Annotated in this window: 15 protein-coding genes and 1 tRNA gene; 14 read left to right on the top strand and 2 right to left on the bottom strand. The window is 65.9% G+C overall.

The genetic code is table 11. The features are described from left to right. Positions 1–165: 165 nt before the first annotated feature. From ACVK00_RS12330 to ACVK00_RS12355, 6 genes are all read left to right on the top strand, one after another. Positions 166–1671, top strand: coding sequence for an RNA polymerase factor sigma-54 (locus ACVK00_RS12330; RefSeq protein WP_228905732.1), 1506 nt, complete (start codon positions 166–168; stop codon positions 1669–1671). A gap of 158 nt (positions 1672–1829) precedes the next feature. Further along, the gene (hpf, locus tag ACVK00_RS12335; RefSeq protein WP_006477786.1) at positions 1830–2189 is read left to right on the top strand and encodes a ribosome hibernation-promoting factor, HPF/YfiA family; all 360 of its coding nucleotides are present in this window, start codon (positions 1830–1832) and stop codon (positions 2187–2189) included. 169 nt (positions 2190–2358) lie between these two features. After that, positions 2359–2898: a PTS sugar transporter subunit IIA gene (locus tag ACVK00_RS12340; protein ID WP_006752627.1), complete on the top strand. Its 540-nt coding sequence runs from the start codon at positions 2359–2361 to the stop codon at positions 2896–2898. A 129-nt stretch (positions 2899–3027) separates the two neighbouring features. Next, positions 3028–3996 carry an HPr(Ser) kinase/phosphatase gene (hprK, locus tag ACVK00_RS12345; protein WP_010090664.1) on the top strand — a complete coding sequence of 323 codons (969 nt, stop codon included), beginning with the start codon at positions 3028–3030 and terminating at the stop codon, positions 3994–3996. 75 nt (positions 3997–4071) lie between these two features. Further along, a complete protein-coding gene (gene rapZ / locus ACVK00_RS12350; protein WP_228905733.1) occupies positions 4072–4980 on the top strand; it encodes an RNase adapter RapZ in 909 nt (302 codons plus the stop codon). 26 nt (positions 4981–5006) lie between these two features. Further along, entirely contained in the window at positions 5007–5642 is a 636-nt protein-coding gene (locus ACVK00_RS12355) for an LON peptidase substrate-binding domain-containing protein (protein WP_228905734.1), read from the top strand. 122 nt (positions 5643–5764) lie between these two features. Here ACVK00_RS12355 and mutY read toward each other — a convergent pair whose 3' ends face one another. Together mutY and mutM are read right to left on the bottom strand one after the other, a co-directional pair. After that, positions 5765–6871: an A/G-specific adenine glycosylase gene (mutY, locus tag ACVK00_RS12360; RefSeq protein WP_284894647.1), complete on the bottom strand. Its 1107-nt coding sequence runs from the start codon at positions 6869–6871 to the stop codon at positions 5765–5767. A gap of 35 nt (positions 6872–6906) precedes the next feature. Further along, positions 6907–7734 carry a bifunctional DNA-formamidopyrimidine glycosylase/DNA-(apurinic or apyrimidinic site) lyase gene (mutM, locus tag ACVK00_RS12365; protein ID WP_006752632.1) on the bottom strand — a complete coding sequence of 276 codons (828 nt, stop codon included), beginning with the start codon at positions 7732–7734 and terminating at the stop codon, positions 6907–6909. 86 nt (positions 7735–7820) lie between these two features. Between mutM and ACVK00_RS12370 the strand changes: the two genes are divergently transcribed. The 8 genes from ACVK00_RS12370 (at position 7821) to hisC (ending at position 14993) form a co-directional block, all read left to right on the top strand. Then, a complete protein-coding gene (locus tag ACVK00_RS12370) occupies positions 7821–9644 on the top strand; it encodes a tetratricopeptide repeat protein (RefSeq protein WP_284894646.1) in 1824 nt (607 codons plus the stop codon). After that, the gene (gene lolB, locus ACVK00_RS12375; protein WP_284894645.1) at positions 9644–10264 is read left to right on the top strand and encodes a lipoprotein insertase outer membrane protein LolB; all 621 of its coding nucleotides are present in this window, start codon (positions 9644–9646) and stop codon (positions 10262–10264) included. Before ACVK00_RS12370 ends, lolB begins: the two co-directional genes overlap by 1 nt. Positions 10265–10291: 27 nt before the next feature. Then, entirely contained in the window at positions 10292–11173 is an 882-nt protein-coding gene (ispE, locus tag ACVK00_RS12380; RefSeq protein ID WP_228905739.1) for a 4-(cytidine 5'-diphospho)-2-C-methyl-D-erythritol kinase, read from the top strand. Between the two features lie 53 nt (positions 11174–11226). Beyond that, positions 11227–11303 (top strand) — tRNA-Gln (locus ACVK00_RS12385). A 44-nt stretch (positions 11304–11347) separates the two neighbouring features. After that, positions 11348–12310 carry a ribose-phosphate pyrophosphokinase gene (locus ACVK00_RS12390; RefSeq protein WP_011657974.1) on the top strand — a complete coding sequence of 321 codons (963 nt, stop codon included), beginning with the start codon at positions 11348–11350 and terminating at the stop codon, positions 12308–12310. A 162-nt stretch (positions 12311–12472) separates the two neighbouring features. Continuing rightward, positions 12473–13081 (top strand): 50S ribosomal protein L25/general stress protein Ctc, encoded by a 609-nt coding sequence (locus tag ACVK00_RS12395; protein ID WP_228905740.1) that lies wholly within the window; start codon positions 12473–12475, stop codon positions 13079–13081. Positions 13082–13200: 119 nt separating this feature from the next. Continuing rightward, positions 13201–13800 (top strand): aminoacyl-tRNA hydrolase, encoded by a 600-nt coding sequence (gene pth, locus ACVK00_RS12400; RefSeq protein ID WP_006760396.1) that lies wholly within the window; start codon positions 13201–13203, stop codon positions 13798–13800. A gap of 125 nt (positions 13801–13925) precedes the next feature. Further along, on the top strand, positions 13926–14993 hold the full coding sequence (gene hisC / locus ACVK00_RS12405; RefSeq protein ID WP_284894644.1) for a histidinol-phosphate transaminase: 1068 nt from the start codon (positions 13926–13928) through the stop codon (positions 14991–14993). The last annotated feature ends 61 nt before the right edge of the window (positions 14994–15054 follow it).

The raw sequence follows: 15054 nt of genomic DNA on the forward strand, positions 1-15054 counted from the left end.
CCCTTTTATGGCTGGCTGCACCCCGCCCGGCATCGCCGCGCGGGGCTGCGCCCGCGTGCCCCGCGCGGCGGCCCTGCCCGCGGCCGGGCGCCGCGCCGCGCGTAATCGCCGATGGCTCAATGCGGCTCGGTCGTGGCAAACTGCCGGTATGACTCCCTCTCTGCCATGAAAGCCAGCCTTCAACTCCGCCTGTCGCAACACCTGGCGCTGACCCCGCAACTGCAGCAGTCGATCCGGCTCCTGCAACTGTCGACGCTCGAACTGCAGCAGGAAGTCGCGATGGCCGTCGCACAGAATCCGCTGCTCGAGAACGAAGACGAATGGATCTCGAGTCCGCTGCGTGTCGCGTCGGACGGATCGCTGATTGCGCAGGCGCCTTCCGGACAGAACATCGAGCCGGGCCCCGCGAACAGCAGTAGCCAGTCGAGCGATCGCGCCGAGCGCGACGAGCCGGCCGGCGCCGACGAATACGACGGCTACGGGTCGGGCGACGCCGGCGACGGCCCGCAGTGGAATCTCGACGAGTACGGCCGCTCGAGCGGTGCCTCGGACGACGACGACCTTCCGCCGCTGCAGGTGCAGGAAGCCGCGACGTCGCTGCGCGACCACCTGTCCGCGCAATTGCGCGTCACGCAGGCTGGCCCGCGCGATCGCGCACTCGTGATGTTCCTGATCGAATCGCTCGACGACGACGGCTATCTGACCGCCTCGCTCGACGAAGTGCTCAACGACCTGCCGCCGGAACTGGAAATCGACTGCGACGAACTGAATGCGGCGCTCGCGCTGCTGCACAGTTTCGACCCGGCCGGGGTCGGGGCCCGTTCGGCCTCCGAATGCCTGAAGCTGCAGTTGCTGCGCCTCGATCCGTCCCCCACCCGCACGCTCGCGCTGGAGATCGTGTCGCAGCACCTCGAGCTGCTCGCCGCGCGCGACTTCACGCGGCTGCGCAAGCACCTGAAGGCGAGCGACGACGCGCTGCGCGACGCACACGCGCTGATCCGCTCGCTGGAGCCGTTCCCCGGCGCCGCATACGGCAAGGCCGAGGCCGACTACGTCGTGCCCGACATCATCGTGAAGAAGGCTGGCCAGGGCTGGCTCGCGGAACTCAATCCGGAAGTGATGCCGCGCCTGCGGATCAACAACCTGTACGCGAACATCCTGCGCAACAGCCGCGGCGATCCGTCGGCCGGATCGCTGAAGCAGCAGCTCCAGGAAGCACGCTGGCTGATCAAGAACATCCAGCAGCGATTCGACACGATTCTGCGTGTCGCGCAGGCCATTGTCGAACGTCAAAAGAATTTCTTCGCGCATGGTGAAATTGCCATGCGCCCCTTGGTTTTGCGGGAAATAGCTGATACGCTGGGCCTACACGAGTCGACTGTCAGCCGTGTGACAACAGGCAAGTACATGCTGACCCCGTTCGGTACGCTGGAATTCAAGTACTTCTTCGGGTCACACGTTTCGACCGACACCGGGGGCGCCGCATCGTCGACCGCCATCCGAGCCCTCATCAAGCAACTGATAGGAGCTGAAGACCCAAAATCGCCACTTTCGGACAGCCGCATTGCCGAGCTGCTGGCAGAACAGGGTTTCGTGGTTGCGCGCCGCACGGTTGCCAAGTATCGCGAAGCCCTCAAAATCCCAGCAGTGAATCTGCGCAAGTCTCTTTAGCCTGCTGCCTGCCCGGCGGCGGGCGTCTTCCGGCCACCGCGCACACGGGGGACAAGCCGGGCGACCTGTCCGCGAATTTGCCGTCACGTACGGCAAGGGCAAGTCGACCGGAGCGCCGCCTCGATGCGGCCGGGTGGTCACTCGCTTGGAGAAGCACTATGAACCTGAAGATCAGTGGACATCATCTCGAAGTCACGCCTGCAATTCGCGAATACGTGATCACCAAGCTGGACAGGGTGCTACGGCATAGCGATCAGGTGATCGATGGCACTGTGATCCTCTCGGTCGACAACCACAAGGAAAAGGACAAGCAGCAGCGCGCGGAAATCAATCTGCACCTGAAGGGCAAGGATATCTTCGTCGAAAGCGCAAACGGCAACCTCTACGCTGCGATCGATCTGCTGATCGACAAGCTGGACCGCCAGGTCGTCAAGCACATGGAGCGTCTGCAGACCCATGCGCACGACCCGATCAAGCTGCAGCCGTCGATCGACCAGATCGAACTGCCGCCGCAATAACGTTCACCGCAACACCCACGCCGCCCGGTTCGCCGGGCGTTTTTTTTGTGTCCGTGCGGCAGTGGTGCAACCGGTCCGTCCATGCCGCGCCACGCACGCGGCTGTGCTCTATAATGTCCCGGTTATCGCCGGGGGGCGTTGGGTGCGGTAGCTGCCTTGCAGGTTGCCGATGCCAAACGCCTTGATATCGCCGAACATGGAAAATCAGTCTGCCGCCGCAAGGAGACCCCAGGCCGCCCAATCGCCTGCCAACATGAATCGCCTAGCCAAAATCCTGCCCATAGAGAACGTCGTCATCGACCTCTCCGTCACCAGCAAGAAACGCGTCTTCGAACAAGCCGGGCTGATGTTCGAGAATCAGAACGGCGTCGCCCGCAGCACCGTCACGGACAACCTGTTCGCGCGCGAGCGCCTCGGCTCGACCGGGCTCGGCGAGGGCGTCGCGATTCCGCACGGGCGCATCAAGGGGCTCAAGCACCCGCTCGCCGCGTTCGTGCGGCTCGCCGACGCGATCCCGTTCGAAGCACCCGACGGCCAGCCGGTCGGTCTCCTGATTTTCCTGCTCGTCCCCGAGCAAGCTACCCAACAGCACCTCGAGATCCTGTCGGAAATCGCGCAACTGCTATCCGATCGCGACGCGCGCGAGCGTCTGCACAACGAAACAGATCTCGCCGAGTTGCATCGCGTGCTCACTCAGTGGCAACCTTGAGTTGATCCGGGCGGAATATTTTCCCGAACGAGGCGGCACGCGCCGCCGTCCAGGGCCGCCCGGCGCCGGTCCGGCATGGCGACGCCCGTCGCCGCGCGCATGCACCGGCTCATTGGAGTGACGAAAGTCATGGATACGTCCAGCATCAACGCCCAGAGCATCTTCGACGACAACGCGGCCACGCTGAAACTGAGCTGGCTGACGGGGCATGAAGGCTGGGAGCGCGGTTTTTCGGCCGATACCGTCGCCAACGCGACGTCGAGCGCCGACCTCGTCGGCCACTTGAACCTGATCCACCCGAACCGGATCCAGGTGCTCGGCGAAGCCGAAATCGACTACTACCAGCGGCAGACCGACGAAGACCGCTCGCGCCACATGGCCGAGCTGATCGCGCTCGAACCGCCGTTTCTCGTCGTCGCCGGCGGCGCCGCCGCGCCGCCCGAACTCGTGCTGCGCTGTACGCGCTCGTCCACGCCGCTGTTCACGACGCCGATGTCGGCCGCCGCGGTGATCGACAGCCTGCGGCTCTACATGTCGCGCATCCTCGCACCGCGCGCGACGCTGCACGGCGTGTTCCTCGACATCCTCGGGATGGGCGTGCTGCTCACCGGCGACTCCGGGCTCGGCAAGAGCGAACTCGGCCTCGAACTCATCAGCCGCGGCCACGGCCTCGTCGCCGATGACGCCGTCGACTTCGTCCGACTTGGCCCCGATTTCGTCGAAGGCCGCTGCCCGCCGCTGCTGCAGAACCTGCTCGAAGTGCGCGGCCTCGGCCTGCTCGACATCAAGACGATCTTCGGTGAAACCGCCGTGCGCCGGAAAATGAAGCTGAAGCTGATCGTCCAACTCGTGCGCCGCCCGGACGGCGAATTCCAGCGGCTGCCGCTGGAAAGCCAGACGGTCGACGTGCTCGGCTTGCCGATCAGCAAGGTCACGATCCAGGTGGCGGCCGGCCGCAACCTCGCGGTGCTGGTCGAGGCAGCCGTGCGGAACACGATCCTGCAGCTGCGCGGCATCGACACGTTGCGCGATTTCATGGATCGGCAACGACTTGCGATGCAAGATCCCGACAGTCAGTTCCCCGGCAAGCTCGTGTAACTTCCCCGCGCCGGCCTCGCAGCGCCGACGCGTCGAGCCGGTGCTATGATGAAACGTCAGGATTCTCTGCTTCCCATGCGTATCGTCCTCATCACCGGCATCTCCGGCTCAGGCAAGTCCGTCGCGCTGAATGCGCTTGAAGACGCAGGCTACTACTGCGTCGACAACCTGCCGCCGCACGTGCTCCCCGAACTCGCCCGCTACCTTGCCGACGGCGGCCAGCATCGGCTCGCGGTCGCAATCGATGCGCGCTCGAGCGCGTCGCTCGACGAATTGCCCGGCCTGATCCGCTCGCTGTCGCTCGAGCACGATGTCCGCGTACTGTTCCTGAACGCGAGCACGCAGGCGCTGATCCAGCGCTTCTCCGAAACGCGCCGACGCCACCCGCTGTCCGGTTCGCCGTCGCACGACGCGAACATCGGGCTGCTGTCGTCGCTCGAGGAAGCGATCGAGCGCGAGCGCGACCTGGTCGCGCCGCTCGCCGAATTCGGCCACCAGATCGATACGAGTACCCTGCGCGCGAACGTGCTGCGCACGTGGGTCAAGCGCTTCATCGAGCAGAAGAACAACGACCTGATGGTGATGTTCGAGTCATTCGGCTTCAAGCGCGGCGTGCCGCTCGATGCCGACCTGATGTTCGACGTGCGCGCGCTGCCGAATCCGTACTACGACCATGAGCTGCGCCCGCTCACCGGGCTGGACCAGCCGGTCATCGCCTTTCTCGACGCACTGCCGATCGTCCACCAGATGATCGACGACATCCAGGCGTTCCTGATGAAATGGCTGCCGCACTTTCGCGAAGACAACCGCAGCTACCTGACCGTCGCCATCGGCTGCACGGGCGGTCAGCATCGCTCGGTATTCATCGCGGAAACGCTCGCCGCGCGCCTCGCGCACGATGCGAACGTGATCGTGCGGCATCGTGACGCGCCAGTGGATGTCGACGCGTCGTCGCGGCTCGTCACTGAGGTCGACCGACCTTAGCGACACCACCCTCTCACCGGCGCGCCATGTCCACCCTATCGACCACCCTGATCGACCTGCCGCTGTTTCCGCTGCACACGGTGCTGTTTCCCGGTGGCTGGCTGCCGCTCAAGGTGTTCGAGGCGCGCTACCTCGACATGTCCCGCGCATGCCTGCGCGACGACGCACCGTTCGGCGTGTGCCTGCTCAAGAGCGGCCCCGAAGTCGCGCAGGACGGCGCCGTGTCGGTGCCCGAGACCATCGGCTGCATGGCGCGCATCACCGAGTGCGACACCGGCGAATTCGGGATGCTGTACCTGGAGGCGATCGGCACGCAGCGTTTCGAGCTGCTGTCGTATCGTGTCCAAGGCAACGGGCTGTTGGTCGGGATCGCGGAGCCGCTGCCCGACGACATCCCGCTCGAAGGCGAGCAGGCGCTCGCGCAATTCGGCTCGTGCGCCGAGGTGCTCGAGCGCATCATCGAAGCGCTGAAGAAATCCGAACCGGGCAAGCTGCCGTTCGCCGAACCGTTCCGCCTCGACGATCCGAGCTGGGTGTCGAACCGCCTCGCGGAACTGCTGCCGCTCGACCTGCGCGCGCGGCAGAAGCTGATGGAGTTTCCGGATGTCGGCGCGCGGATCGATGCCGTGCACCACGTTCTCGACCGGCACGGATGGCTGTAGGCATCGGCCACCCGGTCACATCGTAGCGTCGCAGCGGTGCCGACGCCGTGCGTCGCCCAACGGATGGATGCCCCGCGGCGGCCGGGCGTCGTCCCGAGCGCGACCCGCCCCATCCCCTTTCGTTACAGCAGCGGCCCGCTCAGCGCATCGAGCAGCTTGCGCACCGGCGCCGGCACGCCGTACGCATCGAGCCCGCTTAGCGGCACCCACGCCGTCTCGGCATCCTGCGCGTGCGCGGCCGGCAGCCCGCCGTTCGTCATGTCGCTCAGCCGCGGCTCGATCTCGAGCCGGAAATGCGTGAACGTGTGCGTGAACGGAGCGAGCGGCACCGGGCCGCCACCGCCGAAGCCGCGTGCGAGTGCCGCAAGTGCGGCATCGCCGTCCGCCTGCGGCAGGCACCACAGGCCGCCCCAGATGCCGGCGGGCGGACGCCGCTCGAGCAGCACGGCGTCGCCGTCGCGCAGCACGAGCATCCAGGTCTTGCGCGTCGGCACGGCCTTCTTCGGCCGCGCGGCCGGCAGTTCGCGCTGGCGGCCCGTCGATTGCGCGACGCAGTCGCCCGCGAACGGACAGCGCGCGCAATCCGGTTTGCCGCGCACGCACAGCGTCGCGCCGAGATCCATCAGCCCCTGCGTATAGGCACTCACGTCGGCCTCGTTCGCGGCATCCGGCAGCAGCGATTCGGCCAACGCCCACATGTCGTTCTCGACACGCTTCTCGCCCGGAAAGCCTTCGACACCGAACACCCGCGCGAGCACGCGCTTCACGTTGCCATCGAGGATCGTCGCGCGCGCACCGTACGCGAACGACGCGATCGCCGCGGCCGTCGAGCGCCCGATGCCCGGCAGTTCGGCGAGCGCGTCGGGCGTCGACGGGAATACACCGCCATGCTCGGCGACGACGACCTGCGCGCAGCGGTGCAGGTTGCGTGCGCGCGAGTAGTAGCCGAGGCCGGCCCACAGCGCCATCACGTCGTCGGCCGGGGCGGCCGCGAGCGCGGCGACGTCGGGAAAGCGTTCGAGAAAGCGCAGGTAGTACGGGATGACGGTCGATACCTGCGTCTGCTGAAGCATGATTTCCGACAGCCAGATCCAGTACGGATCGCGGGTGTTCTGCCACGGCAGGTCGTGGCGGCCGTGCATGCGCTGCCATGCGATCAGGCGCGTGGCGAACGTGCGGTGCAGCGGCGTGACGGGGAACGGAGCGGGGGCAATGCGGGGCGGCTTCAAGTGTTCGAATCTTTGAAAAAAGGTTTCAACGGGGCTCAACGCTGGCAGGTCGGGCAGAAATAGGTCGAGCGCTGACCCTGCACGATCTGGCGGATCGGCGTGCCGCATACGCGGCAAGGCAGCCCCGCACGGTCGTAGACGAAGCAGTCGAGCTGAAAATAGCCGCTTTCGCCGTTGCTGCCGACAAAATCGCGCAACGTACTGCCGCCGCGCTCGATCGCGTCGGCGAGCGTCGCGCGCACCGCGTCGGCCAGTCGCTCGTAGCGCGGCAGCGATACCTTGCCGGCGGCCGTCGTCGGCCGGATACCGGCGCGAAACAGGCTCTCCGATGCATAGATATTGCCGACGCCGACGACCATGTCGCCCGCGAGCAGCGCCTGCTTGACCGACACCGTGCGGCCGCGCGTGCGCGCGTGCAGCAGCGCGCCGGTGAACGCCGGCGAGAACGGCTCCACGCCGAGGCTCGCGAGCAGCGGATGCGCATGCACGTCGCCCGCCTCGCGCGGGTGCCACAGCACGGCGCCGAAGCGGCGCGGATCGCGAAAGCGCAGCACGAACTCGTCGAAGATCCAGTCGATGTGGTCGTGTTTCGCGGCGACCGGCACGCCGGCCGCGGGCAGTACGCGCAGCGTGCCCGTCATCCCGAGATGAACGATGAACCAGCCCGCGTCGACCTCGAACAGCAGGTACTTGCCGCGACGCTCGACGGCGAGCACCTCGCGTGCGCGCAATTGCTCCGCGAGCCCCGCCGGCACGGGCCAGCGCAACATCGCGGTACGGATGTCGACACGCTCGACGCGGCGGCCCGCGACAAAGGGCTCGATGCCCCGGCGCGTGACTTCGACTTCTGGCAACTCTGGCATGTTTTGCGGGTCTGAAACGGGATTCACGATCGTGCGTGTATTGTAGCGAGCGCGTTACAATCGGTTGAAACATCGAACGGATTTCCATGACTCTGCCCTCGAAGCTGCTTCTGAAGCGCCCCGCCGCCGAGCACGGCGCGCGCGCCTTCCCGGTCCGCCGTGCGCTCGGCGCCGCGCTGTTCGCCGCCTGGACCCTCACCGCCTTCCCGGCTCACGCGCAGGATCCGGCATCGGACGACGCGCAGCCGCAGGGCGCGTTCGAGCATGTGATGGCGGACGAGCAGAAGAATCTCCCCGGCGTCCCGCTGACGAGCCAGATCGTCTATCAGGTGCTGGCCGCCGAAGTTGCGCTCCAGCGCAACCAGCCGGCGCCGGCCTACCAGACCTACCTCGCCCTCGCCCGCGACACGCGCGATCCGCGCATGGCGCAGCGTGCGACCGAGATCGCACTGGGCGCGCAAAGCCCGGCCGACGCGCTGTCCGCGGCCAATCTGTGGCGCCAGTACGCGCCCGATTCGAACCGCGCATCGCAAGTCGACGCCGCGCTGCTGGTGCTCGCCGGCAAGCCGGCCGACGCGCAGCCGCTGCTCGCGCGCGAACTGGCCCGCGCGACCGGCGAAACGCGCGGTCCCGCGATCCTCGCGCTGCAGGCGCTGCTGGTGCGCGGCTCCGACCGCGTCGCCGGCCTCGCGGTGCTGAAGGACATGCTGAAGAACGACATGAACCGCCCCGAGGCGCAGCTCGCGATCGCGCGGCAGCAACTGGCGGTCGACGACAAGGAAGGCGCGGCGCGGTCGCTGAAGCAGGCACTGCAGATCCGTCCTGACTACCTGCCGGCGGCGCTGATGCTGTCGCAGATGGGCCCCGCGGAGCGCGCGGCCGGCATCGCGTCGTTCGAGAAATATGTTCAGCAGAATCCGAAGTCGCGCGATGGGCGACTCGCGCTGTCGCAGCTCTATCTCGCCGACGACCGCCTCGACGACGCGCAGAAACAGTTCGAGACGATGCGCAAGCTCGACTCGAAGGACCCGACGCCGCTGATGGCGCTCGCGCTGATCAAGATCCAGCAGAAGAAGCTCGACGACGCGAGCGCGTACCTGAAACAATACGTGCAGCTCGGCGACAAGCAGTCGAACCTCGACGTCGGCCAGGGCTACATCTACCTCGCGCAGATCTCGATCGAGCAGGGCAACGACGCGCAGGCGTCGCAATGGCTCGACAAGGTCGACCAGACGAGCCAGCACTACCTGCCGGCGCAGATCACGCGCGCGCAGCTGCTGCAGAAACAAGGCAAGACCGACGAGGCCCGCAAGGTGCTCGACGATCTGCCGATCAGCGATCCACGCGATGCGGCGGTGGTCGCACGCACCGACGCGTCGATCCTGTTCACCGCGAAGCGCTATCCGGAAGCCGAGGCGCGGCTCGGCCAGGCGGTCCAGGACTTCCCGGACGATCCCGACCTGCGCTACGACTACGCGATGGCGGCCGAAAAAACCGGTCACTACGCGACGATGGAAAAGCAGCTGCGCGAACTGATCCGCACGCAGCCCGACAACCCGCAGGCGTACAACGCGCTCGGCTATTCGCTGGCCGATCGCAATCAGCGCCTGCCGGAGGCCAGCAAGCTGATCGACAAGGCACTGTCGCTCGCGCCGAACGACGCATACATCATGGACAGCCTCGGCTGGGTGAAGTACCGGATGGGCGACACGACCGGCGCGACCAAGGTGCTGCAGCGCGCGTTCGAGTTGCAGCCGAATGCCGAGATCGGCGCGCACCTCGGCGAAGTGCTGTGGAAAAGCGGCGCGCAGGACGACGCGCGTATCGCATGGCGAGCCGCGCAAAAGCTCGAGCCCGACAACGACACGCTCGTGCAGACGCTGAAGCGCCTCCAGATCAACGGCCTCTGATGCGGATGTTCCCGATGCTTTCCCTGTCTTCCCGCGCGCAGCGCACGCTGGCCGCGGCCGGCGCGGCGCTCGCGCTCGCCGGCTGCGCGAGCACGCCGCCGTCGGCGAACGCGCCGGCTGACGCCGCGTTGCAGACGGCCGCGACGCATGCGTACCATGGCCGTTTCGCGGTGCAGTACAACGACCGTCTCGGCAGGCAGCAAAACGTGTACGGCAACTTCGACTGGCTGGAGCACGGCGACGACGTGTCGCTCGAACTGCGCAGCCCGCTCGGCCAGACGCTCGCAGTCGTGAAAGCGACGCCGCAGGCCGCAACGCTCGAACTGCCGAACCGCCAGCCGCAGTACGCGACCGACGTCGGCGAGTTGATGCAGAACACGCTCGGCTTCTCGCTGCCGCTGGCTGGCCTGCGCTACTGGCTGCTGCCGACGCCCGCGCCCGCCACGCCCGCGCAGACGGTGCGCGACCCGGCCGACGCGACACACGTCAAGCAGATTCGCCAGGACGGCTGGACGATCGACTACCTCGCCTACGCGGACGCACCGGCCACCGGCGTCAAACGTGTCAACCTCGTGCGCGCGACGCCGCCGCTCGACATCAAGCTCGTGCTCGACCAGTAAGCACGTGAACCTAGCCCCGACATACGCATGACCGATTCGACCCGCTCGCTGCGCAACTGCCTTGCGCCCGCGAAACTCAACCTGTTCCTGCACATCACCGGCCGTCGCCCGAACGGTTATCACGATCTGCAAAGCGTGTTCCAGCTGCTGAACTGGGGTGACACGCTCCACTTCACGCTGCGCGACGACGGACGCGTCGCACGCGTCACCGACGTGCCGGGCGTGCCCGAGGAAAGCGATCTCGTCGTGCGCGCGGCCAACCTGCTGAAAGCGCATACGGGCACCGCGGCCGGCGTCGACATCGAGATCGACAAGTGCCTGCCGATGGGCGCGGGCCTCGGTGGCGGCAGCTCCGACGCGGCGACGACGCTGCTCGCGCTGAACCGCCTGTGGCAGCTCGACCTGTCGCGTACGGAACTGCAATCGCTCGCGGTCAAACTCGGCGCCGACGTCCCGTTTTTTGTTTTTGGAAAAAATGCGTTCGCAGAGGGTATCGGAGAAGAATTAGCTGAGGTAGAATTGCCGACTCGCTGGTTCCTGGTTGTGACGCCGCGAGTTCATGTCCCCACCGCTGAAATTTTTTCAGATGAGTTGTTGACAAGAAATACGAAGCCAGTCACAATTGCTGACTTTCTTGCACAGCAAAACAGCGACGCGGGATGGCCAGACAGTTTCGGCCGGAACGATATGCAGCAAGTTGTGACAAGTAAGTACGCGGAAGTTGCGCAGGTGGTCAAATGGTTGTATAATGTGACCCCCGCGAGGATGACCGGCTCCGGAGCAAGCGTGTTTGCAGCGTTTCAAAGCAAGCACGAGGCAGAAGCGGCGAAAGCCAAGCTGCCCACCGGTTGGAACGGTGCAGTTGCCGAGAGTCTGAACGAGCATCCGCTCTTCGCTTTCGCGTCATGAAGTTTTGCTTTACCGGATGGCCTACAACGCCGGTGAAGTTATCAGTTGAGTGTAGGGGAGTCGCCAAGTTGGTCAAGGCACCGGATTTTGATTCCGGCATGCGAGGGTTCGAGTCCTTCCTCCCCTGCCAAAAATTTTCCCGCATTTCCCGCCCAAGCCTGAAGCAGGTGCACGATGAGCAGCCACAGCCTTGATGGCCTGATGGTCTTTACTGGCAACGCGAATCCCGCGCTCGCCCAGGAAGTCGTCAATATCCTTGGAATCCCCCTCGGCAAAGCAATGGTCAGCCGTTTCTCCGACGGCGAGATTCAAGTCGAGATCCAGGAAAACGTGCGCGGCAAGGACGTCTTCGTCCTGCAATCGACGTGCGCGCCGACGAACGACAACCTGATGGAACTGATGATCATGGTCGACGCGCTCAAGCGCGCGTCCGCCGGCCGGATCACCGCTGCCATCCCCTACTTCGGCTATGCCCGCCAGGACCGTCGCCCGCGCTCGGCGCGTGTCGCGATCTCGGCGAAGGTCATCGCGAACATGCTGGAAATCGCCGGCGTCGAGCGGATCATCACGATGGATCTGCACGCCGACCAGATTCAAGGTTTCTTCGACATCCCGGTCGACAACATCTACGCAACGCCGATCCTGCTGGGTGACCTGCGCAAGCAGAACTACTCGGATCTGCTCGTCGTGTCGCCGGACGTCGGCGGCGTGGTCCGCGCCCGGGCACTCGCGAAGCAGCTCAACTGCGATCTCGCCATCATCGACAAGCGTCGTCCGAAAGCGAACGTCGCCGAAGTGATGAACATCATCGGTGAAGTCGAAGGCCGCACCTGCGTGATCATGGACGACATGGTCGATACGGCCGGCACGCTCTGCAAGGCCGCGCAAGTCTTGAAGAATCGCGGTGCGAAGCAAGTGTTCGCGTACGCGACGCACCCGGTTCTGTCGGGTGGCGCCGCCGAGCGTATCGCCGCATCGGAGCTCGACGAGCTGGTCGTCACCGATACGATCCCGCTGTCGGCCGAATCGCTGGCCTGCTCGAAGATCCGCTCGCTGACAAGCGCGAGCCTGCTGGCCGAAACGTTCTCGCGAATCCGTCGCGGCGACTCGGTGATGTCGCTGTTCGCGGAATCCTGATCGCGTAACGACACAAAAAAGCATGCGCAGAAAGCGAAGCGGCAACGCTTCGCTTTTTGCACAATCGGACGGGATAGACGAAACCCCGCCCGTTTCATCAGGGGCCGCCATTTCGCAGGCCCCGTTTTACTGCCTGGTCGCGGGCAGCTAATGGAGAATCACATGAAAGTCGTCGCTTTCGAGCGCCAAGAGCAAGGTACGGGTGCGAGCCGCCGCCTGCGCAACGCTGGCAAGACCACGGGTATCGTCTACGGTGGCGAAGCAGCCCCGCAAAAGATCGAACTCGATCACAACGCGCTGTGGCACGCACTGAAGAAGGAAGCCTTCCACTCGTCGATCCTCGATCTCGAAGTGGCCGGCCAGTCGCAACAGGTTCTGCTGCGCGACGTGCAATACCACCCGTTCAAGCAACTCGTGCTGCACGTGGACTTCCAGCGCGTCGACGCGAAGAAGAAGCTGCACACGAAGGTGCCGCTGCACTTCCTGAACGCTGAAGTCAGCCCGGCAGTGAAGCTGTCGAGCGCAGTCGTCTCGCACGTCGCGACGGAAATCGAAGTCGAGTGCCTGCCGTCGGCTCTGCCGGAATTCCTCGAAGTCGACCTGTCGAAGATCGAAGCAGGTCAGTCGCTGCACGCGAAGGACATCACGCTGCCGAGCGGCGTGGCACTGGTCGCGCACATCGACGCGGAAAACCCGGTTGTCGCATCGGCGACGATCCCGGCTGGCGCCGTGTCGGACGCAGCAGGCGAAGGCGAAACGCCGGCTGCCTAAGGGCTGCCCACGCGCCCGTTCGATCGGTTTCACGAAACGGTCGACGCAACCCGCCGCGGCTCGCCCGGCGGGTTTTTCTTTTTCTGCGCCCAGGCGGCCGCTGCCGCCTACGAAACGTCATGATCAAACTGATCGTCGGCCTCGGCAACCCCGGGGCGGAATACACTGCGACGCGCCACAATGCCGGCTTCTGGCTGGTCGACCAGCTCGCCCGCGAAGCGGGCGCGACGCTGCGCGACGAGCGCCGCTTCCACGGCTTCTACGCGAAAGCGCGCCTGCACGGCGAGGAAGTCCACCTGCTCGAGCCGCAAACCTACATGAACCGCTCCGGCCAGTCGGTCGTCGCGCTCGCGAGTTTCTTCAAGATCCTGCCCGACCAGATCCTCGTCGCTCACGACGAGCTCGATCTGCCGCCCGGCACCGTGAAGCTCAAGCTCGGCGGCGGCAGCGGCGGCCACAACGGCCTGAAGGACATCTCCGCGCACCTGTCGTCGCAGCAGTACTGGCGGCTGCGCATCGGCATCGGCCATCCGCGCGACCTGATCCCGGAAGGCGCGCGTGCCGGCGCGAAGCCCGACGTCGCGAACTTCGTGCTGAAGCCGCCGCGCCGTGAAGAGCAGGACGTGATCGACGCATCGATCGAGCGCGCGCTCGCCGTGATGCCGATGGTCGTCAAGGGTGAGCTCGACCGCGCGACGATGCAGCTGCATCGCAACTGAAGCCGCACCGGCACGGTGCAACGTGCCGTCCGGTGGCGCCGGGCGGCCTCTCGGCCCCGTGCAATTACGCACCGCGTCGCCCACATGCGGTAATCTGGTCGTTTTTGCCCGTCAGGAGCCAAGCGGTGAGCCGTTACTGGAGCGACGTCGTTCAGCAACTCGTGCCTTACGTGCCGGGCGAACAGCCCGCACTCGCACACCCCGTCAAGCTGAACACCAACGAGAATCCCTATCCGCCTTCGCCGCGCGTCGTCGCGGCGATCGCACGCGAACTCGGTGACACCGGCGACACGCTGCGCCGCTATCCCGATCCGCTCGCGCGCGCACTGCGCGAGACGGTCGCGGCCCATCACCGCATCAAGCCCGAACAGGTCTTCGTCGGCAACGGCTCCGACGAGGTACTCGCGCACGCATTCCAGGCACTGCTCAAGCATGACCGGCCGCTGCGCTTTCCCGACATCTCGTACAGCTTCTATCCGACCTACGCGCGCCTGTACGGCGTCGAGACCACGGTCGTGCCGCTCGCGGACGACTTCTCGATCCGAGTCGAAGACTATCTCGACGACGCGGGCGGCGTGCTGTTTCCGAACCCGAACGCGCCGACCGGGCGCGCGCTGCCGCTCGCGGACATCGAACGTATCGCGGCCGCGAACCCGTCGTCGGTCGTGCTGATCGACGAAGCGTATGTCGATTTCGGTGCGCAATCCGCGATCACGCTGATCGACCGCTATCCGAACCTGCTCGTCGTGCACACGACGTCGAAGGCGCGTTCGCTCGCGGGCATGCGCGTCGGCTTCGCGTTCGGCGATGCGGCGCTGATCGACGCGCTCAATCGCGTAAAGGACAGCTTCAACTCCTATCCGCTCGACCGGCTCGCGCAGGTCGCCGCCCAGGCCGCATACGAAGACACCGACTATTTCGACGCGACCTGCCGGCGCGTGATCGATACCCGTGCGCGCCTCACGCGCGCGCTCGAGGCGCTCGGCTTCGACGTCGTGCCGTCGGCCGCGAATTTCGTGTTCGCGCGCCACCCCGCGCACGATGCGGGCGCGATCGCGGCAAAGCTGAAGGATCGGGAAATTTTCGTGCGGCACTTCCGCGCGGCGCGCATCGACCAGCACTTGCGCATCACCGTCGGCACCGACGCGGAATGCGACGCGCTCGTCGCGGCGTTGCGCGACTTGATCGGCTGAGGCACAAGCGGGAAGCGGAACCGGCGCCGAGGGGCGCCGGTCGAGGAAATCGTGACGTCGC

The organism is Burkholderia sp. PvR073, from assembly GCF_054055695.1.

Bases quoted from the DNA above. Each gene is read 5' to 3' on its own strand.
- lolB (WP_284894645.1), top strand. From the start codon at position 9,644: ATGCGGATGTTCCCGATGCTTTCCCTGTCTTCCCGCGCGCAGCGCACG.
- ACVK00_RS12355 (WP_228905734.1), top strand. From the start codon at position 5,007: ATGTCCACCCTATCGACCACCCTGATCGACCTGCCGCTGTTTCCGCTG.
- pth (WP_006760396.1), top strand. From the start codon at position 13,201: ATGATCAAACTGATCGTCGGCCTCGGCAACCCCGGGGCGGAATACACT.
- ACVK00_RS12340 (WP_006752627.1), top strand. From the start codon at position 2,359: ATGCCAAACGCCTTGATATCGCCGAACATGGAAAATCAGTCTGCCGCC.
- mutM (WP_006752632.1), bottom strand. From the start codon at position 7,734: ATGCCAGAGTTGCCAGAAGTCGAAGTCACGCGCCGGGGCATCGAGCCC.
- ispE (WP_228905739.1), top strand. From the start codon at position 10,292: ATGACCGATTCGACCCGCTCGCTGCGCAACTGCCTTGCGCCCGCGAAA.
- ACVK00_RS12390 (WP_011657974.1), top strand. From the start codon at position 11,348: ATGAGCAGCCACAGCCTTGATGGCCTGATGGTCTTTACTGGCAACGCG.
- rapZ (WP_228905733.1), top strand. From the start codon at position 4,072: ATGCGTATCGTCCTCATCACCGGCATCTCCGGCTCAGGCAAGTCCGTC.
- hprK (WP_010090664.1), top strand. From the start codon at position 3,028: ATGGATACGTCCAGCATCAACGCCCAGAGCATCTTCGACGACAACGCG.
- ACVK00_RS12370 (WP_284894646.1), top strand. From the start codon at position 7,821: ATGACTCTGCCCTCGAAGCTGCTTCTGAAGCGCCCCGCCGCCGAGCAC.
- ACVK00_RS12330 (WP_228905732.1), top strand. From the start codon at position 166: ATGAAAGCCAGCCTTCAACTCCGCCTGTCGCAACACCTGGCGCTGACC.
- ACVK00_RS12395 (WP_228905740.1), top strand. From the start codon at position 12,473: ATGAAAGTCGTCGCTTTCGAGCGCCAAGAGCAAGGTACGGGTGCGAGC.
- hpf (WP_006477786.1), top strand. From the start codon at position 1,830: ATGAACCTGAAGATCAGTGGACATCATCTCGAAGTCACGCCTGCAATT.